At 67.6% G+C, this 22,738-nt stretch carries 20 protein-coding genes and 1 riboswitch; of the genes, 16 read left to right on the plus strand and 4 right to left on the minus strand.

What is annotated here, in order from left to right:
- The first annotated feature begins 112 nt into the window (after positions 1–112).
- The 9 genes from LGM89_RS16750 (at position 113) to LGM89_RS16790 (ending at position 12,252) form a co-directional block, all read left to right on the plus strand.
- Complete coding sequence (locus tag LGM89_RS16750) at positions 113–2,491, plus strand: TonB-dependent receptor (RefSeq protein WP_226273469.1); 2,379 nt, start codon at positions 113–115, stop codon at positions 2,489–2,491.
- Between the two features lie 18 nt (positions 2,492–2,509).
- Positions 2,510–4,177, plus strand: coding sequence for a serine hydrolase domain-containing protein (locus tag LGM89_RS16755; protein WP_226273470.1), 1,668 nt, complete (start codon positions 2,510–2,512; stop codon positions 4,175–4,177).
- An 857-nt stretch (positions 4,178–5,034) separates the two neighbouring features.
- Positions 5,035–6,060, plus strand: coding sequence for a substrate-binding domain-containing protein (locus LGM89_RS16760; RefSeq protein WP_089494469.1), 1,026 nt, complete (start codon positions 5,035–5,037; stop codon positions 6,058–6,060).
- 63 nt (positions 6,061–6,123) lie between these two features.
- Positions 6,124–7,152 carry an ABC transporter substrate-binding protein gene (locus LGM89_RS16765; protein ID WP_089494468.1) on the plus strand — a complete coding sequence of 343 codons (1,029 nt, stop codon included), beginning with the start codon at positions 6,124–6,126 and terminating at the stop codon, positions 7,150–7,152.
- Positions 7,153–7,168: 16 nt separating this feature from the next.
- The gene (locus LGM89_RS16770) at positions 7,169–7,993 is read left to right on the plus strand and encodes an ABC transporter permease (protein WP_089430828.1); all 825 of its coding nucleotides are present in this window, start codon (positions 7,169–7,171) and stop codon (positions 7,991–7,993) included.
- A 10-nt stretch (positions 7,994–8,003) separates the two neighbouring features.
- Entirely contained in the window at positions 8,004–8,906 is a 903-nt protein-coding gene (locus tag LGM89_RS16775) for an ABC transporter permease (protein ID WP_089494467.1), read from the plus strand.
- A gap of 13 nt (positions 8,907–8,919) precedes the next feature.
- The gene (locus LGM89_RS16780; protein ID WP_089460689.1) at positions 8,920–9,951 is read left to right on the plus strand and encodes an ABC transporter ATP-binding protein; all 1,032 of its coding nucleotides are present in this window, start codon (positions 8,920–8,922) and stop codon (positions 9,949–9,951) included.
- Positions 9,952–10,035: 84 nt separating this feature from the next.
- Positions 10,036–10,860 (plus strand): phosphodiesterase, encoded by an 825-nt coding sequence (locus tag LGM89_RS16785; protein WP_226273471.1) that lies wholly within the window; start codon positions 10,036–10,038, stop codon positions 10,858–10,860.
- A gap of 192 nt (positions 10,861–11,052) precedes the next feature.
- Entirely contained in the window at positions 11,053–12,252 is a 1,200-nt protein-coding gene (locus LGM89_RS16790; RefSeq protein ID WP_226273472.1) for an MFS transporter, read from the plus strand.
- A gap of 21 nt (positions 12,253–12,273) precedes the next feature.
- Here LGM89_RS16790 and LGM89_RS16795 read toward each other — a convergent pair whose 3' ends face one another.
- Positions 12,274–13,482 carry an EamA family transporter gene (locus tag LGM89_RS16795; protein WP_226273473.1) on the minus strand — a complete coding sequence of 403 codons (1,209 nt, stop codon included), beginning with the start codon at positions 13,480–13,482 and terminating at the stop codon, positions 12,274–12,276.
- A 513-nt stretch (positions 13,483–13,995) separates the two neighbouring features.
- On the opposite strand from LGM89_RS16795, the gene LGM89_RS16800 reads away from it, so the two are divergent.
- Both LGM89_RS16800 and LGM89_RS16805 read left to right on the plus strand, forming a co-directional pair.
- Positions 13,996–14,349 (plus strand): type II toxin-antitoxin system RelE/ParE family toxin, encoded by a 354-nt coding sequence (locus LGM89_RS16800; protein WP_226273474.1) that lies wholly within the window; start codon positions 13,996–13,998, stop codon positions 14,347–14,349.
- Positions 14,346–14,627 (plus strand): helix-turn-helix domain-containing protein, encoded by a 282-nt coding sequence (locus LGM89_RS16805; RefSeq protein ID WP_089439637.1) that lies wholly within the window; start codon positions 14,346–14,348, stop codon positions 14,625–14,627. Before LGM89_RS16800 ends, LGM89_RS16805 begins: the two co-directional genes overlap by 4 nt.
- 69 nt (positions 14,628–14,696) lie before the next feature.
- Here LGM89_RS16805 and LGM89_RS16810 read toward each other — a convergent pair whose 3' ends face one another.
- From LGM89_RS16810 to LGM89_RS16820, 3 genes are all read right to left on the minus strand, one after another.
- A complete protein-coding gene (locus tag LGM89_RS16810; RefSeq protein ID WP_089494463.1) occupies positions 14,697–15,485 on the minus strand; it encodes a molybdopterin-dependent oxidoreductase in 789 nt (262 codons plus the stop codon).
- Positions 15,486–15,514: 29 nt separating this feature from the next.
- Positions 15,515–16,147, minus strand: a complete 633-nt coding sequence (locus LGM89_RS16815; RefSeq protein ID WP_089494462.1) for a cytochrome b/b6 domain-containing protein — start codon at positions 16,145–16,147, stop codon at positions 15,515–15,517.
- 93 nt (positions 16,148–16,240) lie between these two features.
- Positions 16,241–16,516 carry a pentapeptide MXKDX repeat protein gene (locus LGM89_RS16820; protein ID WP_011351498.1) on the minus strand — a complete coding sequence of 92 codons (276 nt, stop codon included), beginning with the start codon at positions 16,514–16,516 and terminating at the stop codon, positions 16,241–16,243.
- A gap of 272 nt (positions 16,517–16,788) precedes the next feature.
- A riboswitch (TPP riboswitch) is annotated at positions 16,789–16,905 on the plus strand.
- Between the two features lie 124 nt (positions 16,906–17,029).
- Between LGM89_RS16820 and thiC the strand changes: the two genes are divergently transcribed.
- From thiC to LGM89_RS16845, 5 genes are all read left to right on the plus strand, one after another.
- On the plus strand, positions 17,030–18,961 hold the full coding sequence (gene thiC / locus LGM89_RS16825; protein ID WP_226273475.1) for a phosphomethylpyrimidine synthase ThiC: 1,932 nt from the start codon (positions 17,030–17,032) through the stop codon (positions 18,959–18,961).
- A 239-nt stretch (positions 18,962–19,200) separates the two neighbouring features.
- Positions 19,201–19,413, plus strand: coding sequence for a glycine zipper 2TM domain-containing protein (locus LGM89_RS16830; RefSeq protein ID WP_069247576.1), 213 nt, complete (start codon positions 19,201–19,203; stop codon positions 19,411–19,413).
- Positions 19,414–19,631: 218 nt separating this feature from the next.
- Complete coding sequence (locus LGM89_RS16835; RefSeq protein WP_226273476.1) at positions 19,632–19,886, plus strand: hypothetical protein; 255 nt, start codon at positions 19,632–19,634, stop codon at positions 19,884–19,886.
- A 151-nt stretch (positions 19,887–20,037) separates the two neighbouring features.
- On the plus strand, positions 20,038–20,964 hold the full coding sequence (locus LGM89_RS16840) for a DMT family transporter (protein WP_226273477.1): 927 nt from the start codon (positions 20,038–20,040) through the stop codon (positions 20,962–20,964).
- Positions 20,965–21,418: 454 nt separating this feature from the next.
- Positions 21,419–22,699: an EAL domain-containing protein gene (locus tag LGM89_RS16845; protein ID WP_089495262.1), complete on the plus strand. Its 1,281-nt coding sequence runs from the start codon at positions 21,419–21,421 to the stop codon at positions 22,697–22,699.
- Positions 22,700–22,738 lie beyond the last annotated feature (39 nt).

The following is a 22,738-nucleotide window of genomic DNA, read 5'->3' on the forward strand; positions in this document are numbered from 1 at the left end:
ATCAGCACCGATACAAACGCCACATGAACCAGAAATAACCGGCACTTACCGTTCACCCTGAGTTGCGCTACACGGCATCGCGTTCAGTCGATTGCAAAACCAGGAGGAGACAATGGTGAAGATGAAAAACCGGACGAAGCACGCGGCGGTTTCGGTAACGCTACCGCTGCGGCACGGCAGACGTTACGCTCCGCTCTTCGTCGGCCCCGTATTCGGGTTGGCATCGTTGGGCGTGCACGCGCAGGAACAGGCGCGAACGCCCGCGACGACGCAGCAGGTCGCCGCGCCTGACGCGGCGTCCACCGCGACGCCCATCGCCGCGCCCGGCGCCGCGACGCCGAACACCCCTGCGGCCGAGGTGACGAAGGCGCAAGGCAAGGGTGGCGCGACGCTCAATACCGTCGTGGTGACCGCGACACGCCGACGTGAACCGGCTCGCGAAGTCCCCATGCAGGTCAATGTATTGTCGGCCGACGAACTGCAGAAGAGCGGCGCGAAAACGATGTCCGACTTCCTGTCGTCGGAGCCGGGGGTCGACTTGAACGCCAGCGGCGGCAGCGGGGCCGGTCAGGTCAGTATTCGCGGCGTGACGACCGGTGTGCAGACGGGGCCGACGGTCGGCATGTACGTCGACGACGTCGCGTTCGGCGGCAGCACGCTGTTCTCCCAAAGTGCAACGTTCTCGCTCGACATGAGCCTGCTCGACCTCAACCACGTCGAAATCCTGCGAGGTCCGCAGGGCACGTTGTATGGCGCGGGTGCGATGGGCGGCTTGCTGAAATACGTGACCAACGAACCGGACTCCAGTCAATTTTCCGGGCAAGTCGGCACCGGCGTATCGGGAACGGCGCATGGCGGGGTGAGCGGGACGGCCAACGCAACGTTGAACATCCCGCTGAAGACCGACGTTGCCGCGCTGCGCGTCTCCGTGTTCGGCCAGCACGATGGCGGGTATGTCGACGCAGTGGGCCCCAAGGCGGACACCCACATCGATCGCGGCGACACCTACGGTGCTCGCGCGTCGTTACTGCTGACGCCCACCCGCGATCTGACGGTCCGGCTGACCGCGCTCTCGCAAAACATCAATCGCAACGATCCGAACTACGTTGAATATGGCGCCGACGGCAAGCCGGTCTGGGGGGACCTGACCACGCGACAGTTCGCCCCGCAGCCCTTTCATCAAAACATCCAGCTCTATTCGGCCGGAATCGAATACGAGCTCGGCTGGGCGCGCCTGAACTCGATCACGTCGTATCAAAGGATCAACACGAGTGCGCCGCAGGACCTGACCGGTGTCTACGGGCCGCTATTTGCCGCCCAAGGGCTGAACCTGGGGTCGGTGGTCGCCAAGGATGTGGCCACCACGAACAAGGTGACCCAGGAGTTTCGCCTGACTTCGCCAGGCAACCAGCGACTCGAATGGCTGGCCGGCCTCTTCTATACGCACGAGCGCAGCCATTCGAGCGAAGGCTTTCTGACGACCTTGCCCGACGGCTCGCCCGGCCCGGACCTGTCGGAGCTCCAGGCGCCCAGCACGTACAACGAGTACGCGGCATACGGCGATATCACTTATCACCTGACGCCGCGGCTTTCGCTGACCGGCGGCGTGCGGATCGCCCACAATACCCAGACCTACGAGCAGACGACCTACGGCACGCTCGCCGGCCCGACCCAGACCATCTCGGCACCGTCGTCGGACACCAGCAAGACCTACATGTTCACCGCGCGCTATGCGCTGACCGCCAACAGCAATGCGTATGTCCGCATCGCGAGCGGATACCGGCCCGGCGGCCCGAATGCGCTGCTGATCGATCCCCTCACCGGCATGCGCGCGGCGGGTAGCCCGACCTTCGCACCCGACACGCTGTGGAGCTATGAGGCGGGCTACAAGGCCGACCTGCTCGACAAGCGGCTGTCGCTGGAAACGTCGGTCTACGACATCGAGTGGAAGAACATCCAGCAGCTCGGCACGGTCGATGGCGTCAATCAGGTCATCAACGCCGGCAACGCGCGCATCAAGGGCCTGGAGTTCTCCGGCACGTTCCGCCCCAACCCGCACTGGAACTTCAGTGCGAACCTGTCGCTCATCGACGCCAGCCTGACGAGCGGCAACGCCAACGCGGGGACGACCGCGGGCGCGCCCTTGCCGAACTCGGCCAAGGTCGCCGCCACGCTCTCGGGCACCTATCTGTTCACCGCGCAAGGGTATCCGTCGTATGCGGGTGTGACCCAACGTTTTGTCGGCCGACGTCATAGCGGGTTCGACGCCAGCTCGGGCCGGCCGGATTATCCGTTGCCGGGCTACGCGATCACGGATCTGCAAGCGGGCGTGGATTTCAGGAAGTTCAGCCTGGCATTCTATGTTCGCAACCTGTTCGACCGTCGCGCGTTGATCGCCGCCGGTACGTCGCTGATACCGATGGGCGGCCCGGCGCTCGTCAGCGTGATTCAGCCCCGCACGATCGGCGCGGCGCTGACCGTTCCGTTCTAAATCATAGGGATACCTAAAATGACTCAAGCATCGCACGACATCGTCGAGCAACTGGATACCCTTTTCGACCGCTTCAACAGGAGCGACGAACCCGGCCTCGTCGTGGCCGTCGCGCATCGAGGCGACGTCCTCTACCGGCGAGGCTTCGGCATGGCAAGCCTGGAACACGGCGTCGCCAACACGCCGGCCACGCGCTTGCGCATCGGCTCGACGAGCAAACACTTCACCTGCCTTGCCGCCCTCCTGCTCGCCGAAGACGGCAAGCTCGACGTCGACGCCGGGATCCGCACGTACCTGCCCGAGCTGCCGCTGCTCGCAGGCGACCCCAGCTTGCGCCAACTGATGACGCATACGGGCGGCTACCGCTGCTATCTCGATCTCACGCTGCTCGCGCAAGGCGTCGCGACGTTGCCGCGTGGCGGCGTGCTGGCGGCGCAAGTGCGGCAACGCGACGTCAATTTTCCGCCGGGCGAGCGGATGATCTACTGCAACGGCGGATATCACCTGCTGTCGCTCGCGATCGAGCGGGTCAGCGGCATCCCCTTCGAGACCTTCCTGAAGGCGCGCATCTTCGACGTGATGGGCATGGTCGACACGGAATCGGTCGCCGACGACATACGCATTCGCCCGCGCATGGCGACCCAGCATGTGCCGGATGGAAAAGGCGGATTCATGCGCGGCCTCTTTCCGACGTGGGAAGTGCTCGGCGAAGGCGGGATCGTGTCGACGGTCGACGACATGCTGCGCTGGCTCGCGCATCTGCGCGGCCCCAAACGGGTCGGCAGCGAAGCAAGCTGGCGCCAGATGCTGACCCGACCACACTATTCGAGCGGCGCGGAAGGCGTCTACGCGCTCGGGCTGATGCTCACGCCGCATCGCGACGTGGAGGTGCTGCACCATGCCGGCGGGGTGTTCGGTGGATCTTGTCAGATGTTGACGGTGGCCGAGCACGCACTGGACGTCATCATTCTCACGAACGGCGCAGCAGTCAATCCGGTTGAAGTGGCGACGCAAATCGTCGATATCGTGCTGGGCGATGCCGTCCTTGGCGCGAAGCCCGCCACGCCCCTGCAAACTGCCGGGCACGAAACCTTGCTCGGCAGGTTCCACTCCCGTGTGTCCGGGACGTATTGCGTGATCGGCGATCGCAACGGGCAGCTCAACGCGAGCTTTCAGAACGTCGAGCAGATGCCCCAGCCGCTCATCGAGACGGCGGCCGGATTGCGGGTTGACGACGGCACAGGCAGAGCGCTGCTGATCAAACCTCGAGCGTCGACGGCGGCGGCTCGCGTGACGGCGATCGAGCTGGTGGACTGCGGTCACGCGGAGACGCTCGAGCGCTTGCCCGATCACGCGCCGTCGCTCTCCGATGCGTCGGCGGGCCTGGCGGGCACGTATCACAGTCACGATGCCGCGGCACGTGCGACGATCGCCGTGACGAACGGTGAACTCACCCTCACCATGACCGGCGCCGCCGGCAGTGCCGGCTACCGGCTGGAGCCGGTGGCCGACGACATTTTCACGTTCGACCCTGCCGGTCAGATGGCCGTCATGCGCGGCGTCGTGACGGTGGAACGCTCGGGTCACGAGGTGACGGGCTTTCGCATCGACACGTCGCGCACGCGCAATCTGGCCTTCGTGCGCGAGCGGTGTGATTCGTACACTCCGAGTCACTTCATGGCGTGACGTTTGCGTGGTGGGGCGCGCGGCTTCGTCAGGCGGCGCGAGTTCCACCACATGCCTGATGCCGCCGCAGACCGACCTGCCCGTCCATTCGACGCGTCTCTGATGGCAGTGGCGTCGCCGTTCGGTCGCGGGCAACTACCGCCGATGCCACGCCACAAAAACAAAAAACCCGCGAGCGCATGGCTTCTCGCGGGCTTTCGTCCCTTTATCGAATCGCGATGAAGCGATCGTGGTGCCGGGGACCGGACTCGAACCGGCAAGCCAGTTAAGGCGGCGGATTTTCGTCACACTGCTTCTTTCAAAGCCGGCGTCGCGTGCGCGATGCCGTTCGTGCGCTGGACTATGCCTTCGCCGTCGCGCGCGGGCTGACCTGCTGCCCATGCGCCTTAGGCGCCCCCCGTCTAGTCTCTACACCTTCCTCGCGGATGCCGCGAGGCTTGGCTCGGCGTTGCCTCGATGCGCGCATCAGGGGTTTCGCCGAATTTGAAGGGTTCTGCACCGACCGTTTCCGACCGGGCACTCAATCGTTTAAGTCCGCTATGTTTACCAATTTCATCACCCCGGCAAGAGGGCGGACGCGATTCTACCATTGCTTGCCCATGCGTTCCCTTATTCCGCGGCGCCGCATCACACCCCCCACGGATTCATCCGTTGTCGTCGACGCCGCCGCACCGCCGCCAACGATTTCCTCCCGCGCCGCAGCATCCCCGATACAATCGAGTCCGCGTCGTCCAACGGCCCTATCCGTCAGACTTTTGTCTCGTGCTTTTTGCGAAACAAGCGTCGCCTAAGTCATCGCGAAGTCACAAACGTTTTCGATAATTTCCCGGCCGAAAACGTTTACATCGCAAGGTTTCATGACCTCGACCATCAAGGACGTCGCTGCCCTCGCGGGCTTCTCGATCGCCACCGTCTCGCGCGCGATCAACGCCCCGCATACCGTCAGCCCCGCCACGCTGCAAACGATCCGCACCGCGATCGATACGCTGCAGTTCCGCCCGAGCCCGCTCGGCCGGCAACTGCGCGGCGAGCGCACGCGGCTCGTCGGCGTCGTCGTGCCGACGTTGTCGAACCCCGTGTTCGCCGACTGCCTGCAAGGCATCGACGAACTCGCGACCGCGGCCGGCTTCAAGCTGATCCTGATGACGACCGAATACGACGCGGCGCGCGAGCGCCACGCGATCGAGACGCTGCGCGAGCAGCGCGTCGAAGGGCTGATCCTCACCGTCGCCGACGCGGATACCCACCCGCTGCTCGACATGCTCGACCACGACGGCCCGCACTACGTGCTGATGCACAACGACACGCAGCGTCGCCCGTCGGTGTCGGTCGACAACCGCCGTGCCGCGTACGACGGCGTGCGGCTGCTGACCGCGCGCGGCCACCGCCGCGTGCTGATGCTGGCCGGCTCGCTCGCCGCGTCGGATCGCGCACGCCAGCGTCATCTCGGCTATGCGCAGGCCCTCGAGGAAATCGGCGTCACCACGCTGCCGCCGGTCGAAGTCGACTTCAACGCGCCCGAGCTGCCCGACGCGGTGCTCGCGCATCTCACCGCGCACGCGACGCGCCCGACCGCGCTCTTCTGCAGCAACGACCTGCTCGCGATGGTCGTGATGCGCGGCCTGCGCCGCGCGGGCTTCTCGATTCCCGACGACCTGTCGGTGCTCGGCTTCGACGGGATCGCGCTCGGCGAACTGCTCGCGCCGCCGCTCGCGAGCGTCGCGACGCCGAATCGCGACATCGGCCGCCACGCATGGCAGCGTCTCGTCGAAAGCATCGGCGGCGCGGCGATCGAACGCACGTCGCTGATCCTGCCGCACGTAGTACGCGACGGCGCAACCGTGGCGCCGCCGGCCACCGACCTGCAATTGCGCAAGGCCTGAACCCGCGCCGCACACCCTGCACCCCCCCCACCCCAGCGCCTCACCCTCGCCCGGAGACCTACCGTGTCCTTTCGCCTGACCTCGCTGCTGCGCGCGCTTGCAGCGCCCGTCGCCTGCGCCGCGCTCCTCGCCGGCACGCCCGCCGCCCACGCCGACGAAACGGCGATCTGCTACAACTGCCCGCCCGAATGGGCCGACTGGGCCGCACAGATCGCGGCGATCAAGCAGAAGACCGGCATCCGCGTGCCGTTCGACAACAAGAACTCGGGCCAGTCGATCGCGCAGCTGATCGCCGAGCAGAAGAGCCCGGTCGCCGACGTGGTCTATCTCGGCGTGTCGTCGGCGTTCCAGGCGAAGGACAAGGGCGTGATCGCGCCGTACAAGCCCTCGCACTGGAACGACATCCCCGCGAACCTGAAGGACCCGCAAGGCTACTGGTTCGCGATCCATTCGGGCACGCTCGGCTTCTTCGTGAACAAGGACGCGCTCGACGGCAAGCCGGTACCGCGCTCGTGGGCCGATCTGCTGAAGCCGGAATACAAGGGCATGGTCGGCTATCTCGACCCGTCGAGCGCGTTCGTCGGCTATGCGGGCGCGGTGGCCGTGAACCAGGCGCTCGGCGGCAGCCTCGACAACTTCAAGCCGGCGCTCGACTGGTTCAGGAAGCTGAAGGCGAACGCACCGATCGTGCCGAAGCAGACCGCGTACGCGCGCGTGCTGTCGGGTGAAATTCCGATCCTGCTCGACTACGACTTCGACGCGTATCGCGCGAAGTACAAGGACAGCGCGAACGTCGAGTTCGTGATTCCGAAGGAAGGCACGATCGCCGTGCCGTACGTGATGAGTCTCGTGAAGGGCGCCCCGCACGACGCGAACGGCAAGAAGGTGCTCGACTTCGTGTTGTCGGACGAAGGCCAGAAGCTGTGGGCCAATGCGTACCTGCGTCCGGTGCGCGCGCAGACGCTCGGCGCCGACATCGCGTCGAAGTTCCTGCCGGCGAGCGAATATGCGCGTGCGAAACCGGTCGACTTCGGCAAGATGGCAGCCGGCCAGCAGGCATTCGGCCAGCAATACCTGCAGGTCATGCAGTAAGCGGCGGACCTCATCGATGCTCGACCTGACTTTCCCGCTGCGCTGGCGCGTCGCGCTCGTCGCGCCGGCGCTCGCGGTGTTCGCCGCGTTCTGGCTGCTGCCGATGGCGGCACTCGTGCAGGTGTCCGCCGACGGCGCGTTCTTCCCGCACTACGCGGCGCTGCTCGGCAATGCGCGCTACATGAAGAGCCTCGGCGAAACCATCGCGCTGTCCGCGGGCGTCACGCTCGCGACGCTCGCGCTGTCGACGATCTCGGGCCTCCTGCTTGCTCGCCGCGAATTCGCCGGCAAGCGCGTGCTGCTCGCGCTGCTCACGTTCCCGCTCGCGTTCCCGGGCGTCGTCGTCGGCTTCATGGTGATCATGCTCGCCGGCCGGCAGGGGTTGATCGGCATGCTGTCCGCGAAGCTCACCGGCGACAAGTGGGTGTTCGCGTACTCGGTCGCCGGGCTGTTCATCGGCTACCTGTACTTCTCGATTCCGCGCGTGATCGTCACCGTGATCGCGGCCGCGTCGAAGCTCGACGCGTCGCTCGAGGAAGCCGCGCGTTCGCTCGGCGCATCGCCGTGGCGCATCTTCGTCGACATCGTGCTGCCCGCGCTCGCGCCCGGGCTGATCGCGGCCGGCGCGATCTGCTTCGCGACGGCGATGGGCGCGTTCGGCACCGCGTTCACGCTCGCCACCGACCTGAACGTGCTGCCGATGACGATCTATACCGAGTTCACGCTGAACGCGAACATCGCGACGGCGGCCGGCCTGTCGATCGTGCTCGGCATCGTCACCTGGGCCGTGCTCGCGCTCGCGCGCCGCTTCACCGGCCACACCGCCGCCGCCGCGGCCTGAGGATTCCCGCATGCAATCGCTTTCCGGCTCTTCCGCGCCGTCGCCCTCACCGGCACCCGCTCCCGCTCAGGCGAACGGCGTCGCCCGCCGCGCGCCGCGCGTCACCGGCGCGCGCGCGATCGCCGCGCTGCAATGGGGCGTCACGCTGCTGCTGTGCGCGTTCCTGATCGTGCCCGTCGTGATGTCGGTGCTCGCGGGCCTCACCGTCAACTATTTCCGCGGCCTGTCGAGCGGCCTCACGCTGCGCTGGCTCGAACAGGTGTGGCAGCAGTATCACGGCTCGGTCGCGCTGTCGCTCTATGTCGCGTTCGCGACGCTCGCGATCGTGCTCGCGGTCGGCGTGCCGGCCGGCTATGCGCTCGCGCGCAGCAAGAGCCGCGCCGCGCGCGCGATCGAGGAGGCGCTCGTGCTGCCGGTCGCGCTGCCCGGCCTCGCGTCGGCGCTCGCGCTGCTGGTCGTGTACGGCGGCTTCACCACGTTCCGGATGAGCCTGTGGTTCATCGTCGTCGGCCACGTCGTGTTCACGCTGCCGTTCATGGTGCGTGCGGTGGCGGCCGTCGCGGCCGGCGCCGACCTGCGCACGCTCGAGGAAGGCGCGGCCAGCCTCGGCGCATCGTTCGTCACGCGCTTCGTCACGATCGTGCTGCCGAACCTGCGCCCCGGCATCGTCGCGGGGGCGCTCGCGGTGCTCACGCTGTCGATCGGCGAATTCAACCTCACGTGGATGCTGCATACGCCCGACACCAAGACGCTGCCGGTCGGGCTCGCCGATACGTATGCGTCGTTGCGTCTCGAAGTCGGCAGCGCGTACACGATCCTGTTCCTGCTGATGACGCTGCCGCTGCTCGTCGCGATGCAGTGGCTCGGCGTCGATCCGTCCGGCACGCGGGCACTCAAGAAGCGCCCGCGCTGAATTTCTCGCAGACATGAAACTCGATTCCACCCCCATCACCCTGACCCGCTGCGCGAAGACGTTCCGCGGCACGCGCGTGCTCGAACCGCTCGACCTGTCGATCGGCGCGGGCGAAACGCTCGTGCTGCTCGGGCCGTCGGGCTGCGGCAAGACCACGACGCTGCGCCTGATCGCGGGCCTCGACACGCCGGACGCCGGCGGCACGATCGCATTCGGCAACGACGACGTCACCGCGCTGCCGATCGAGCGCCGGCAGGTCGGCATGGTGTTCCAGAACTACGCGCTGTTTCCGAACCTGACGGTGCGCGGCAACGTCGGCTACGGGCTGAAGATCCGCAAGACCGAGCCGCGCGCGCTGCGCGAGCGTGTCGACGAGCTGCTCGCGATGATGCGGCTCGACGCGCATGCGGACAAGCCGATCGACCAGCTGTCGGGCGGCCAGCGCCAGCGCGTCGCACTGGCCCGCGCACTGGCGGTGCGGCCGCGCGTGCTGCTGCTCGACGAGCCGCTGACCGCGCTCGACGCGAAGCTGCGCGACACGCTGCGTCGCGAGATGAATGCGCTGCTGCGCGAACTCGGCGTGACGACGGTCTACGTGACGCACGACCAGGCCGAGGCGATGGAGCTCGGCGACCGGATCGTCGTGATGGGCGCGGGCCGCATCGAACAGATCGGCACGCCGCGCGACATCTACTACCACCCGGCCAACCGCACGGTCGCGCAGTTCATCGGCACGCTGAACCGGCTCGCCGGGCAATGGCGCGACGGCACGCTGGTGACCACGGGCGGCGCGATCGCGACGCCGCACGCCGCCGACGAGTGGTTCTTCCGCCCCGAGGATGCGCAACTGGCCGATCCCGCGCATGCGCCGCTGCGCGGTGCCGTAAGCGCATGCGCGTTCCTCGGCGAGCGCACGCGGCTCACGATCGAGCACGCGGCCCCCGACGCGCTCGTGATCGACGTGCCGGGCCGCATCGCGCTCGCACGCGGCACGGCGGTCGGCCTCACGGTCGCACCGGAAGGCCTGATCGCGCTCGGCGCCTGATCCGTCCTTCCGGCATCATTCATGCAGCACCCCACCGCGGCGCACGACGCCGCGACAACAATCAGACAATTCCGAGGAACGACGATGCTGCTTGCTCAAATCAGCGATCTCCACATCAAGCGTCCGGGACAGCTCGCGTACCGGCGCGTCGACACCGCGGCCGCGCTCACGCGCTGCATCGAAAAACTGAACGCGCTCGTGCCGCGCCCGGATGCGGTGCTCGTCACCGGCGACCTGACCGATTTCGGCCACGACGAGGAGTACGGCAACCTGCGCGGGCTGCTCGCCGCGCTCGAGATTCCGTACTACCTGATGATCGGCAATCACGACGACCGCGCCGGGCTGCGCCGCGCGTTCGCCGATCGCGCCGAACTGCAGGCGGGCGAATTCGTGCAGTACGCGCTCGACGTCGGTGCGGTGCGCGTGCTGGCGCTCGATTCGCAGGTGCCGGGCGCCAGCCATGGCGACCTGTGCGATGCACGGCTCGCCTGGCTCGCCGCGCAGCTCGACGCCGCGCGCGACCGTCCGGTGATCGTCGCGCTGCATCACCCGCCGTTCGCGTCGGGCATCGGCCACATGGACAAGCTGCGCCTCGCGCCCGCCGCTTCCGCGAAACTCGACGCGCTGCTGCGCGGCCATCCGAACGTCGAGCGCGTGCTGTGCGGCCACGTGCATCGCACGATGTTCACGCGCTTCGGCGGCACGCTCGCCGCCGCGGTGCCGTCGCCCGCCCATCAGGTCGCATTCGACCTGCGGACCGATGGGCCCTCCGCGTTCCGGCTCGAACCGCCGGCGTTCGCGGTCCATCACTATGTGCCCGATGCGGGGATGACGTCGCATCACGTGTATGTCGATGAAGGCGCCGGGCCCTATCCGTTCTATGAACCGACGGGTGAGCTGGTCGACTGACGGGTTGACGCACGCACGATGACGGGCCGCGGCCGGCCGGTTACGCAGGTTCGGCCGGTTTGGCCGATCTGCCCCCGTCCGGCAGGATTCCCGTCGCTCCGGTATGATCGGCAGCCTCGACGGCGCCCCGCCGGCCTGCGCACCCGCCGCGTGCGCCGCGCGCTGCGCCGCCCCACTTCCGTTCGCGCAGCCATGTCCACCGCCTCCACCAACCGTCCGACCGACGCCGCCTCGCCCCACTATTCGCGCAGCCTGCTGGTGCTGCTGGCAACGATCGCGGGGGTGTCCGTCGCGAACATCTACTACAACCAGCCGCTACTCGACAGCTTCCGCTTGGCGTTTCCCGACGGCGCTTCGTGGATCGGCGCGGTGCCCACCGCGACGCAGCTCGGCTACGCGGCCGGCATGTTCCTGCTTGCGCCGCTCGGCGACCGCTTCGACCGCCGCGGGCTGATCCTGATGCAGATCGCCGGCCTGTCGGTCGCGCTGATCGTCGCGGCCACCGCGCCGTCGCTGGCCGTGCTCGCCGTCGCGAGCCTCGCGATCGGCGTACTCGCGACGATCGCGCAACAGGCCGTGCCGTTCGCCGCCGAGATCGCGCCGCCGGCCGAACGCGGGCATGCGGTCGGCACCGTGATGAGCGGCCTGCTGCTCGGCATCCTGCTCGCGCGCACGGCCGCCGGTTTCGTCGCCGAGTATTTCGGCTGGCGCGCGGTATTCGCCGCGTCGGTCGCGGCGCTCGTCGCACTCGCCGCCGTGATCGTGCTGCGGCTGCCGCGCAGCTCGCCGACGTCGACGCTGTCGTACGGCAAGCTGCTCGGCTCGATGTGGCATCTGGCGGTCGAATTGCGCGGGCTGCGCGAGGCATCGCTGACGGGCGCCGCGCTGTTCGCGGCATTCAGCGCGTTCTGGCCCGTGCTCACGCTGCTGCTCGCCGGCGCGCCGTTCCATCTCGGCCCGCAGGCCGCCGGCCTGTTCGGGATCGTCGGCGCGGCGGGTGCGCTCGCGGCACCGTACGCGGGCCGCTTCGCGGACAAGCGCGGCCCGCGCGCGATCATCTCGCTCGCGATCGCGCTGCTCGCGCTGTCGTTCGTGATCTTCGCGCTGTCGGGCTCGAGCCTCGTCGGGCTCGTGATCGGCGTGATCGTGCTGGACGTCGGCGTGCAGGCCGCGCAGATCTCGAACCAGTCGCGCATCTATGCGCTGAAGCCCGAGGCGCGCAGCCGCGTCAACACGGTGTACATGGTGTGCTATTTCATCGGCGGCGCACTCGGCTCGTCGGCCGGCGTCGCCGCATGGCACGCGTTCGGCTGGATCGGGATGTGTGCAACCGGGCTGGTGTTCACCGCGCTCGGGGGCTGGCTCCACCATCGCGGCGGCCGGCGCGACTGAGCGCGACCGGCCACGGCCACGTCACGCGTCGGCGCGGGGTGCGGCCGGTTCGGCGGCGGGTGACGGGGCGAACGCCGGCGCCGGTTCAGCGATCGGCGGCGTAGCGAACGCCGGTGCCGGTTCAATGACCGCGGCTGGATCCATCACGGCGCCCGGCGCCGGCACGGCCAGCGGAACGGCGGAAGGCGCCAGGATCGGCGCCGCATCCGGCACCGCGATCGGTTCGGGCGCCGCTGCGGCCTCCGCCGTCGACGCAGCCGCCATGGCCGCCGAGCTGGCAGCCGCCGCGCGCGCCGCGGGGCGGCGCGCGGGATCGAACACGAACGACAGCCCGACGCTGCCGAGGATCGCGACCGTCGCGACCACCGTCGCCATCGTCACCGGCTCGCCAAGCAGCAGCGCACCGAGCGCGACCGCGACGATCGGGTTCACGTACATGCAGCTGCTCGCGATGATCGGGCTCGTGTGGCGGATCAGGTAGCCGTACGCGACGTACGCGGCCATCGTGCAGAACACCATCAGGTACAGGAACGCGAACACCGGCCCCACCATCAGGTGCTCGACGCGTTCGCCGACCAGCCATGCGACGAGCGTCGAGATCATGCCGCCGAGGCCGATCTGCAGCGACGTCGACAGGAACAGGTCGGACGGCAGCTTGAGCCGCGTCGCGAGATGCGCGCCGCCGGCCCAGAACAGGGCGCCGGCCAGCACGCAGATCGTGCCGAGCGCCGAACTCTGCGCGGCCGCGCCGCCCGAATTCAGCACGACGATGCCGACCATCCCGAGCGCCACGGCCGACCACTCGCCTTTCGTGACCGGCCGCCCGGCAACCGCGGCGATCACGGTCGCGAACAGCGGCACCGTGGCCACCATCACCGCGGCCGAGCCGCTACTGACCAGACTGATCCCGAGCGCGATCGTGCCGGACGACAGCGCGACGAGCATCGTGCCGACGATCCCCGCATTGCGGATTTCGAGCAGCGTCGGCCATTCGGGCTTGCGCCGCAGCGCGAAGATGAACAGGCCGATGCCGCCGAGCAGGTTGCGCAGCCCCGACAGCAGCAGCGGCGGGAACGACTGCAGCGCGAAATGCAGGCCGCTGTAGGTCGAACCCCACACGAAATAAATGAAGACGAGCGCCAGCGCGACGCGGCCGCCGCGGCTTTGCGGCAGGCGGATCCGGAACGAGAAGCGGGCGAAGAAATCGAGGAGACGGTCGAGCGGCGTCATCGAGCAGCCTGCCCGCACGTCACGCCGCGTGCTCCGCTGAAGGACACCGGCGATGCCGGCAAACGGCCCTGGCGGGACCGGGAAGGCAGAGCGAACGTGCGGAACGACATGGCAGTGCGAACGGCGACGAAAGAGAACCGGCAAGCGGCGGCAGAGGGACAAAAAAACGCGCGCAACCGTTTCGGCTGCGCTCGCTCGGCATTATGGCATCAAGGATTCGAAAGCATCGTCGGACCAGTCTGAAAGGATCGCGAATGATGTTTCCGCGCGACATTTCCCGGCCGGCGTGCAGGTGAAATCGGGGGCCGGATACGCGACACGCGTGCGTTGCCACGGTGTCGATCCGACCCGCCATTCACGCCATTCACGCGATCCGTCGCGATCGAGTCAGCCATCGGCCGAACGGCCAGTCCTGCGCGCCAGCCAGCACTTCCCCCTTATCGTGACGGTCGGCTCACGCGCCGCATGCGCTGAACGACCTTCCTTCGACACCTGTACCGCCCATACAAAATTTTGTATAATCCAACCATTCTCCCGCCGAAGCCTGTTGTTTTCGTCGGCAGCGCGCTCGCGGATCTGCGCGGCTTTCCGCTGCCTGCGCGACGCGAAGCCGGCCACCAGATCGACCAGGCACAACGCGGGTTCGCACCCGACGACTGGAAGCCGATGCGCACCGTCGGCGTCGGCGTGCGGGAAATTCGCCTGCGCGATGCGAGCGGCGCGTTCCGGATCATTTACGTCGCGACGTTCGCCGACGCCGTCTACGTGCTGCACTGCTTCCGCAAGCAAGCGACGCGCACCACCCGAGCCGATATCGAACTGGCCGCCCGGCGCTATCGCGCACTGACGATGGAGAGGAAACGATGACCACCGACCGTTATTCAAGCGTCTGGGACGCAATCGAGGGCCAGCCGGCTGAAGCCGAGAACATGAAGCTGCGATCCGAACTGATGATCGCGCTCAAGCAGCGCATCGCGCAGCTCGAACTCAGTCAGGCCCAGGCTGCGGAACGACTGGGCGTCACGCAGCCGCGCGTGTCCGACCTGATGCGCGGCAAGATCAACCTGTTCGGGCTCGACGCGCTCGTGAACATGGCGGCGGCCGTCGGCCTGCGCGTCGACCTCCAGGTGCGCGAATCCGCGTGACGCGTCACGTGCGATGCCGCGACGCCCGACGCATCGCGGCACGCGCCGCCATCGCACGCCATGCACCGCTCACGATCCGCCGAACCAGTTGTACCCCTGGTCGACCCAGTAGCCGCCCGGAAACGTATCGGTCACGAAGATCTCCATGATGTGCTTCGGATTCTTGTAGCCGAGCTTGGTCGGCATCCGCAGCTTCATCGGGAAGCCGAACTCCGGCGGCAACCGATGGCCGTCGTAGTCGAATGCGAGCAGCGTCTGCGGATGCAGCGCGGTCGGCATGTCGATGCTCTCGTAGTAATCGTCCGCGCACTTGAAGCCGACGTACTTCGCCCGCGTGTCGGCGCCGGCGCGGGCGAGAAACGCGCCGAACGGCGTACCGCCCCAGCGGCCGATCGCGCTCCACCCTTCCACGCAGATATGCCGCGTGATCTGTTCCGCGTGCGGCAGCGCATACAGTTCGTCGAGCGTCCACACGCGCTTGCCCGTCACGCGGCCGGACAGCACGAGCCGATACGTCGACGCGTCGACGTGCGGCACGTCGTCGATCCCGTAGTACGCGTTGAACGGGAACGGTCGCGTGATGTCGGCTTCGGTGTAGGTCGGCGCGAGCCGCTCGCCGCTGAACAGCCAGGCCTGCACGCGGTCGTTCATGCGCGACACCGTCTCGAGGAACGTGTTGACCGACGCGTCGTCCTTCAGCGTGCAGCCGGTCAGCATCGTCAGCCCGCCAAGCGTCAGCACGCGCCGGTTGAACAGCCGCCGCGACGGCATCTCGAGCTCGCGGCGCACGTCGAGTTCGAGCGACTTCCGGTCGAGCGTCCAGCGCGAACCGTCGCGCGTGTATTCGGATTCCGACATGATGATTTCCTTCACCCGAGGTTGACGGGTCAGCGCCCACGCAGCATCGCGAGCAGCGAGCGCGGCACCAGCAGCGCCATCGCAACGTGAACGACAATGAATCCGACGAGCAGCGACATTGCCCAGAAGTGCACGACACGCGCGTTGTCGTAGCCGCCGAACAATTCGCGCAGCAGCGGGAATTGCACGGATTTCCAGATCGTGAGCCCCGACAGCACCAGCACGACGAGATCGACGATCGCGGTCAGGTACGCGGCGCGCTGCACCGCGTTGTACACGCTCAGGTCGGCGTGCGATAGCCGCCCGCTCACCGCGGCACGGATGTCGCGCCAGATCGACGCCGGCGTGACGGGCAGCATCTTGCGCGCGAGGCGCCCCGTCGCGATCGACATCGTCAGATAGAACAGTCCGTTGAAGACGAGCAGCCACATCGCCGCGAAATGCCATTGCAGCGCGCCGCCGAGCCAGCCGCCGATCGTGATCCCGTGCGGGAACGTGAACGGCGGATAGATCGGCGACGCGTCGTAGATACGCCAGCCGGACAGCACCATCAGGATCGCCGCGAGCGCGTTGAGCCAGTGGCTCGCGCGCACCCACAGCGGATGGATCGGGCGCGCGGGCGGCGTGGCGGCCGCGCGGCCGGTGGCGGGAACGGTTTGCATGATGAAGACTCCCGGAATGAGTCGACGGGACAGGACGCGATGCGGGCGGCCGCCGTGCGACGCACGCGCCGGCCGCGCCGCGTCCGCCTTTCGTCAGTTCGACGGCGCCATCTTGTCGCCCGACGGCTTGCCCATCTCGTCGTGCGACATCGCGTCCTTCTTCATCGCGTCTTTCTTCATCGCATGCTTCTTCATGCCGTCCTTCTTCATCGCGTCGTGGCCCATTGCATCCTTGGCCATCGCGTCGTGGCCCATCGCGTCCTTCGACATCGACGACCCCGGCTGCGACATCGCGTCGTTCTGCGCATACGCGCCCGTGGCGATCGTGGCGAAAGCGGCGACGCAAGCGGCAATCAGTACTTTTTTCATGACATCTCTCCAGAACAACATGGGTTTAAGGAGCCGAATAGACGGACGACGTCGCGGGAAATGACAGCCGCTGCGAAAATTTTTTTTGAGGTTGCGCGAAAGCGCGTCATGCTGCACCGCTTTGCCGTGGCCGGCCAAGCCGGGAGGCCATGCGGCGGCGACGCGCGCTGCCATTTCGACGGGCCACCGTGCCGCCCGCCATGCTGCGGCCGCACCGGGACAGCCGATCCTCTCCCGGTTGAAACCGCCGCCAAGCCAGTGTATCGTGTGCCCTGCTAACGCGGGGGTCCTGCAATGCGCCCGGTCAAACAACCGGCATTGCGGGTGAGAAATACCCTTTGAACCTGATCTGGATAATGCCAGCGCAGGGAAGCGTACGGATTTCGCCGCCATCCTTCTGACGAAATCCGCCGCCTCACCAAGCCTCGTCTCCTGCTTAGCTCGAGCCCCACATACGTCAAGGGCTCCGGGCAAGCGCCGAAGCGCCTGTCCGGCGCTCACACAGGAGATTGCATGAACGCCAATCCGAAGTTTCTGTCCGCCGACGCTCATGTCGATGCCGCGGCCGTCGCCCCGCTGCCGAATTCCCGCAAGGTTTATGTCACCGGCTCCCAGCCCGACATCCGCGTGCCGATGCGTGAAATCACGCAGGCCGACACGCCGACCGGCTTCGGCGGCGAAAAGAATCCGCCGATCTACGTGTACGACACGTCGGGCCCCTACACCGATCCGGACGCGAAGATCGACATCCGCGCGGGCCTGGCCGCGCTGCGTCAGGGCTGGATCGAGGCGCGCGGCGACACCGAAGTGCTCGGCGGCCTGTCGAGCCAGTACGGCCTCGAGCGCGCGGCCGACCCGGCCACCGCCGACCTGCGCTTCCCGGGCCTGCACCGCAACCCGCGCCGCGCCCGGGCCGGCAAGAACGTCACGCAAATGCACTACGCGCGCCAGGGCATCATCACGCCGGAAATGGAATACATCGCGATCCGCGAGAACCAGCGCCGCGCCGAGTACCTCGAGAGCCTGAAGGCGAGCGGCCCGAACGGCGCGAAGCTCGCCGCGATGATGGGCCGCCAGCACCCGGGCCAGGCGTTCGGCGCAGCGGCCTTCGGCGCGAACGCGCCGGCCGAGATCACGCCGGAATTCGTGCGCTCGGAAGTGGCGTGCGGCCGCGCGATCATCCCCGCGAACATCAACCACCCGGAATCCGAGCCGATGATCATCGGCCGCAACTTCCTCGTGAAGATCAACGCGAACATCGGCAACTCGGCCGTCACGTCGTCGATCGGCGAGGAAGTCGACAAGATGACGTGGGCGATCCGCTGGGGCGGCGACACGGTGATGGACCTGTCGACCGGCAAGCACATCCATGAAACGCGCGAGTGGATCATCCGCAACAGCCCGGTGCCGATCGGCACGGTGCCGATCTACCAGGCGCTGGAAAAGGTCAACGGCAAGGCCGAGGACCTCACCTGGGAAATCTTCCGCGACACGCTGATCGAACAGGCCGAGCAAGGCGTCGACTACTTCACGATCCATGCGGGCGTGCGCCTGCAATACGTGCCGCTCACCGCGAACCGGATGACCGGCATCGTGTCGCGCGGCGGCTCGATCATGGCGAAGTGGTGCCTCGCGCATCACAAGGAAAGCTTCCTGTACGAACACTTCGAAGAGATCTGCGAGATCATGAAGGCGTACGACGTGAGCTTCTCGCTCGGTGACGGCCTGCGCCCCGGCTCGATCTACGACGCGAACGACGAAGCGCAGCTCGGCGAGCTGAAGACGCTCGGCGAACTCACGCAGATCGCGTGGAAGCACGACGTGCAGGTGATGATCGAAGGCCCCGGCCACGTGCCGATGCAGCTGATCAAGGAGAACATGGATCTCCAGCTTGACTGGTGCAAGGAAGCGCCGTTCTACACGCTCGGGCCGCTGACCACCGACATCGCACCGGGCTACGACCACATCACGTCCGGCATCGGCGCCGCGATGATCGGCTGGTTCGGCACCGCGATGCTCTGCTACGTGACGCCGAAGGAGCACCTGGGCCTGCCGAACAAGGACGACGTGAAGGAAGGCATCATCACGTACAAGCTCGCCGCGCACGCCGCCGACCTCGCGAAGGGCCACCCGGGCGCGCAGGTGCGCGACAACGCGCTGTCGAAGGCGCGCTTCGAGTTCCGCTGGGAAGACCAGTTCAACATCGGCCTCGATCCGGACAAGGCGCGCGAATTCCACGACGAAACGCTGCCGAAGGATTCGGCGAAGGTCGCGCACTTCTGCTCGATGTGCGGCCCGCACTTCTGCTCGATGAAGATCACGCAGGACGTGCGCGAGTTCGCGGCGCAGCAGGGCGTGTCGGAAACCGAAGCGCTGAAGAAGGGGATGGAAGTGAAGGCGGTCGAGTTCGTGAAGACCGGCGCCGAAATCTATCATCGCCAGTAAGCGAACGCGCGATCCGGCGCTTCCGCCGGATCGCCGCGCCACGCACGAAGCCCGCTTTCGAGCGGGCTTTTTTGCGCACGTCGCATGCCTGCCGGCCCATGCGAAACAATTGATTACGAAACCGCGCGAGCCTTAACAAGTCCTTACAGCAGCGTCGGGGGACGGCGCGTAGATTGGGTTCATGCGCGGCCGCCAGCCGGTCGTGCGCCTTCCCGTTCACTACCACAAGGACAACGATCATGAATTCGATTCGGCGTTTTGGGGTATACGCTCTCCTCGTCGCGACAGTGGCCAGCCTGTCGGCCTGCGATTCGATGTCGCGACGCCAGCGCGATACGGCAATCGGTGCGGGCGTCGGTGGTGTCGCCGGCGCGGCGATCGGCGGCAACGCGCTGTCGACGCTGGGCGGCGCGGCGGCCGGCGGCATCATCGGTAACCAGGTCGGCAAGTAAGCAGTCCGAGATCGGCCGGCTGGGCGTCGCCGCCCAGCCGCAGGCCGGTGGTTCAACGGCGTTTCCGCGGTGCGGAAGCGCCGTTTTCGTCTGTCGTGCCGCAACACGCGCGGCCGCGCCACCCGGAAATGATCGGTTACCGTTTCTCATACCGTGTCATCGGGACTCGGCCTAAGCTTCAAGCATCTGCCGATAGCCGGCTCCGCCGGAGACACATCATGAACAGGACCCTCGTCGCCGCGGCGCTTGCCTGCACGACGCTTGCCGGCTGCTACTACCCGTACGGCTATTATCCGGGCGGCTATTACATGGCGGCGCCGGTGCCGGTACAGCCCGCGCCCGTGTATGTCGATCCGGCCCCCGCCTACTACTATCCGGCGCCGGCCTATGCGCCCGCATGGGGCGGTTATTGGGGCCCGGCGCTGTCGCTCAATTTCGGCTTCGGCGGACGCGGCGGCTGGCGTCATCACTGACCTGATCGGCCGCGCCGCATGTGGCGGGGCGTGCGCCGCCCGGCGGCAAACGGCCGGAATGGCCGTTTCTTGTCGTTTCATCCGATCGTGAAACGACCGGGCGGTAACGCGGTGTAAGATTCCTCGCATCCCGTCCCGCCCTCGCCGATCGATGTCACCCAAGAACGCTTTCCTGCTGACCGTGCTCGCCGCCCTGTGGGGCGCGTCCTTCCTGTTCATCCGAGTCGGCGTCGTCGATTTCGGCGTCGCGCCGCTGATGGCGTTGCGGGTGGGCATCGGCGCGCTGTTTCTCGCCGGCTTCGCGCTGACGCGCTTCAAACCCGCCGATCTCGGCGCCCGCCTGCGCCGTCATGCGTGGCCGTTGTTCGTCGTCGGCGCACTGAACTCGGGCATCCCGTTCTGCCTGTTCGCGTTCGCCGAACTGACGCTGTCGGCCGGCGTGACGTCGGTGATCAACGCGACGACGCCGCTGTGGGGCGCGCTCGTCGCCTACCTGTGGCTGAAGGACAAGCTGTCGCTGCCGCGCGCGCTCGGCCTCGTGATCGGGTTCGCCGGCGTGCTCACACTCGTATGGAACCAGATCGCGAATGCGCACGGCGAAACGGGCGCCGCCGCGACCGCACTCGCCGCCGCCGCGGCGCTCGGCGCGACGCTGCTGTACGGCATCGCGGCCAATTACACGAAGCGCAAGTTGACCGGCGTCGACCCGCTCGTCAACGCGACCGGCAGCATGATCGGCTCGACCGTCCTGCTGCTGCCGTTCGCGATCGCCACCTGGCCGACCGCGCCGGTCAGCGCGCACGCATGGAGCTCGGTGCTCGCGCTGGGCGTCGCCTGCACCGGCATCGCATATTTCATCTTCTTCCACCTGATCGCGCACATCGGCCCCGCCCGCGCGATTACCGTGACGTTCGTGATCCCCGTGTTCGGCCTGCTGTGGGGCGCGCTGTTCCTCGGCGAACACGTGTCGGCCGTGATGATCGAAGGCTGCGCGATCGTACTCGTCGGCACCGCGCTCGCGACCGGCGCGATCAAGCGGATTCCCGGGATCCGGCCGCGCAGCGGCGAAGCGACCTGACGATACATTCGGGTGCACGCGCCGCCATCGTTCCGGGCGTGATGCGTGACGACCGGGCGCCGGCTATTCATCGCCGCGCCCTCGAATAGTGCCGCGGTCCGGCCGGCATTCCGCTGACGGCGACGTTCGTTCGCCATTTGGCGGCTGTCGGGATTTCCCGCCTCGCCTTGCCGCGCATGCCATGCGGCCGGATTGTCATGTGCGGCGGCGACGCCCGACGCTACGCGGCGATCATGCGCGGCACGCATGCGAGCAGCGCCGGCCGCGGTCGCATTCCCGCGTGCGTCTGGAGTTTCCCTGATACGCGAGCGGCCGCGTTCCCGTTACACTCCGAACACTTACCCGCAGAAGGCGGTCTCGATGCCCCACGTCCTTTCGCGTCCGCCGGCGCGTGCGACTGCTTCAGCGTGGCGGCGCGCTGCCGTTCCGCCGCTCATTCCCGGGCACCGTTGACATGAAGCCCGCCCGCGACCTCTCGCTCGACTCCCTGCTCGAACGCCTCACGCCGACGCCCGGCGGCTGGGTCGCCACCTATCGCACCACGACATTGCGCAGCGTGTTCCAGCCCGTGCTGTCGATCACGCACAAGCGGGTCGTCGGCTACGAAGCGCTGCTGCGCGTCGTCGATTCGAACGGCGCAATGATCTCGCCCGCCGCGCTGTTCGACAAGACGCGCGCCGACGCCGACGCGCTGCTGCTCGACCGGCTCGCGCGCTGCCTGCACACGGCCAACTTCATCGCGCAGGGCATCGGCGACGGCTGGTTGTTCCTGAACGTCAACCCGCGCGTGCTCGACTCGGGCCTCGTGCAGCGCGAATTCGTCGAGGCGCTGTGCCGGCATTTCGCGCTGCCGCCGAACCGCATCGTGCTGGAAGTCGTCGAACAGCCGTCGCGCGACGAAGCCGAGCTCGCCCGCACGATCGACATGATCCAGCATCGCGACTTCCTGATCGCGATCGACGACTTCGGCACGGGATTCTCGAACTTCGACCGCGTGTGGCGCGCGCGCCCCGACATCGTCAAGCTCGATCGCTCGCTCGTCGTACGCTCGACCGGTTCGGCCGACGATCGCCGCATCATGCATCACCTCGTGTCGATGCTGCATCAGGCCGGTGCGATGGTGCTCGCCGAGGGCGTCGAGAGCGACGACTCGCTGCAGGCGCTGATGGAAGCCGACATCGATTTCGTGCAGGGTTTCCAGTTCGGCCAGCCCGATGCATCGATCGCCCATGCCAGCGCGGCAGCACCCGCGATGCTCGACGCCGCGTGGCAGCGCTTCATCGCGCGCCGGCACGCGCCGGTCGTCGCCGAGCAGCCCGGCTTCGACGCGATCGAGCGGCTCGTGCTGTCCGGCGCGGCGGCGTTTTCCGCAAGCGGCAACCTGCAGGACGCCGCGCAGCGCGTGTTCGCGGTGCCGGCCGCGCGCCGCGTGTTCGTCACCGACGAAACCGGCGAGCAGTTCCTGCCGTCGATCGGCGCGCGCGCCGACGACGGCCAGGCGGGCGTCACCCGCCTCTCGCCGCTCTTCCCGGAAACCCACAGCAACTGGTCGCGGCGCCCGTATTTCCAGCGCGCGATCGCCGCGCCCGGACGCGTCGCGCTGATGGGCCCGCACTTCTCGCTGACGGAAGGCCGCGACTGCTATACGGCCGCCGTCGCGATCCGCGCGCAGAACCGGCTGGTCGTGTTCTGCGTCGACTTCGTGCTCGACAGCGCCGGGACCGTGATGCGGTAGCCGGTGCGACGGCGGGCGACCGGCTACCGCACCCGTCGT

Source organism: Burkholderia sp. AU31624 (genome assembly GCF_020420065.1).
Taxonomy (GTDB): Bacteria; Pseudomonadota; Gammaproteobacteria; order Burkholderiales; family Burkholderiaceae; genus Burkholderia.

Coding starts and splice junctions, on each gene's coding strand:
- LGM89_RS16760 (WP_089494469.1), top strand. CDS start 5,035: ATGACCTCGACCATCAAGGACGTCGCTGCCCTCGCGGGCTTCTCGATC.
- LGM89_RS16775 (WP_089494467.1), top strand. CDS start 8,004: ATGCAATCGCTTTCCGGCTCTTCCGCGCCGTCGCCCTCACCGGCACCC.
- LGM89_RS16780 (WP_089460689.1), top strand. CDS start 8,920: ATGAAACTCGATTCCACCCCCATCACCCTGACCCGCTGCGCGAAGACG.
- LGM89_RS16845 (WP_089495262.1), top strand. CDS start 21,419: ATGAAGCCCGCCCGCGACCTCTCGCTCGACTCCCTGCTCGAACGCCTC.
- LGM89_RS16815 (WP_089494462.1), bottom strand. CDS start 16,147: ATGCAAACCGTTCCCGCCACCGGCCGCGCGGCCGCCACGCCGCCCGCG.
- LGM89_RS16805 (WP_089439637.1), top strand. CDS start 14,346: ATGACCACCGACCGTTATTCAAGCGTCTGGGACGCAATCGAGGGCCAG.
- LGM89_RS16810 (WP_089494463.1), bottom strand. CDS start 15,485: ATGTCGGAATCCGAATACACGCGCGACGGTTCGCGCTGGACGCTCGAC.
- LGM89_RS16790 (WP_226273472.1), top strand. CDS start 11,053: ATGTCCACCGCCTCCACCAACCGTCCGACCGACGCCGCCTCGCCCCAC.
- LGM89_RS16750 (WP_226273469.1), top strand. CDS start 113: ATGGTGAAGATGAAAAACCGGACGAAGCACGCGGCGGTTTCGGTAACG.
- LGM89_RS16785 (WP_226273471.1), top strand. CDS start 10,036: ATGCTGCTTGCTCAAATCAGCGATCTCCACATCAAGCGTCCGGGACAG.
- LGM89_RS16820 (WP_011351498.1), bottom strand. CDS start 16,516: ATGAAAAAAGTACTGATTGCCGCTTGCGTCGCCGCTTTCGCCACGATC.
- LGM89_RS16795 (WP_226273473.1), bottom strand. CDS start 13,482: ATGACGCCGCTCGACCGTCTCCTCGATTTCTTCGCCCGCTTCTCGTTC.
- LGM89_RS16770 (WP_089430828.1), top strand. CDS start 7,169: ATGCTCGACCTGACTTTCCCGCTGCGCTGGCGCGTCGCGCTCGTCGCG.
- thiC (WP_226273475.1), top strand. CDS start 17,030: ATGAACGCCAATCCGAAGTTTCTGTCCGCCGACGCTCATGTCGATGCC.
- LGM89_RS16840 (WP_226273477.1), top strand. CDS start 20,038: ATGTCACCCAAGAACGCTTTCCTGCTGACCGTGCTCGCCGCCCTGTGG.
- LGM89_RS16830 (WP_069247576.1), top strand. CDS start 19,201: ATGAATTCGATTCGGCGTTTTGGGGTATACGCTCTCCTCGTCGCGACA.
- LGM89_RS16755 (WP_226273470.1), top strand. CDS start 2,510: ATGACTCAAGCATCGCACGACATCGTCGAGCAACTGGATACCCTTTTC.
- LGM89_RS16835 (WP_226273476.1), top strand. CDS start 19,632: ATGAACAGGACCCTCGTCGCCGCGGCGCTTGCCTGCACGACGCTTGCC.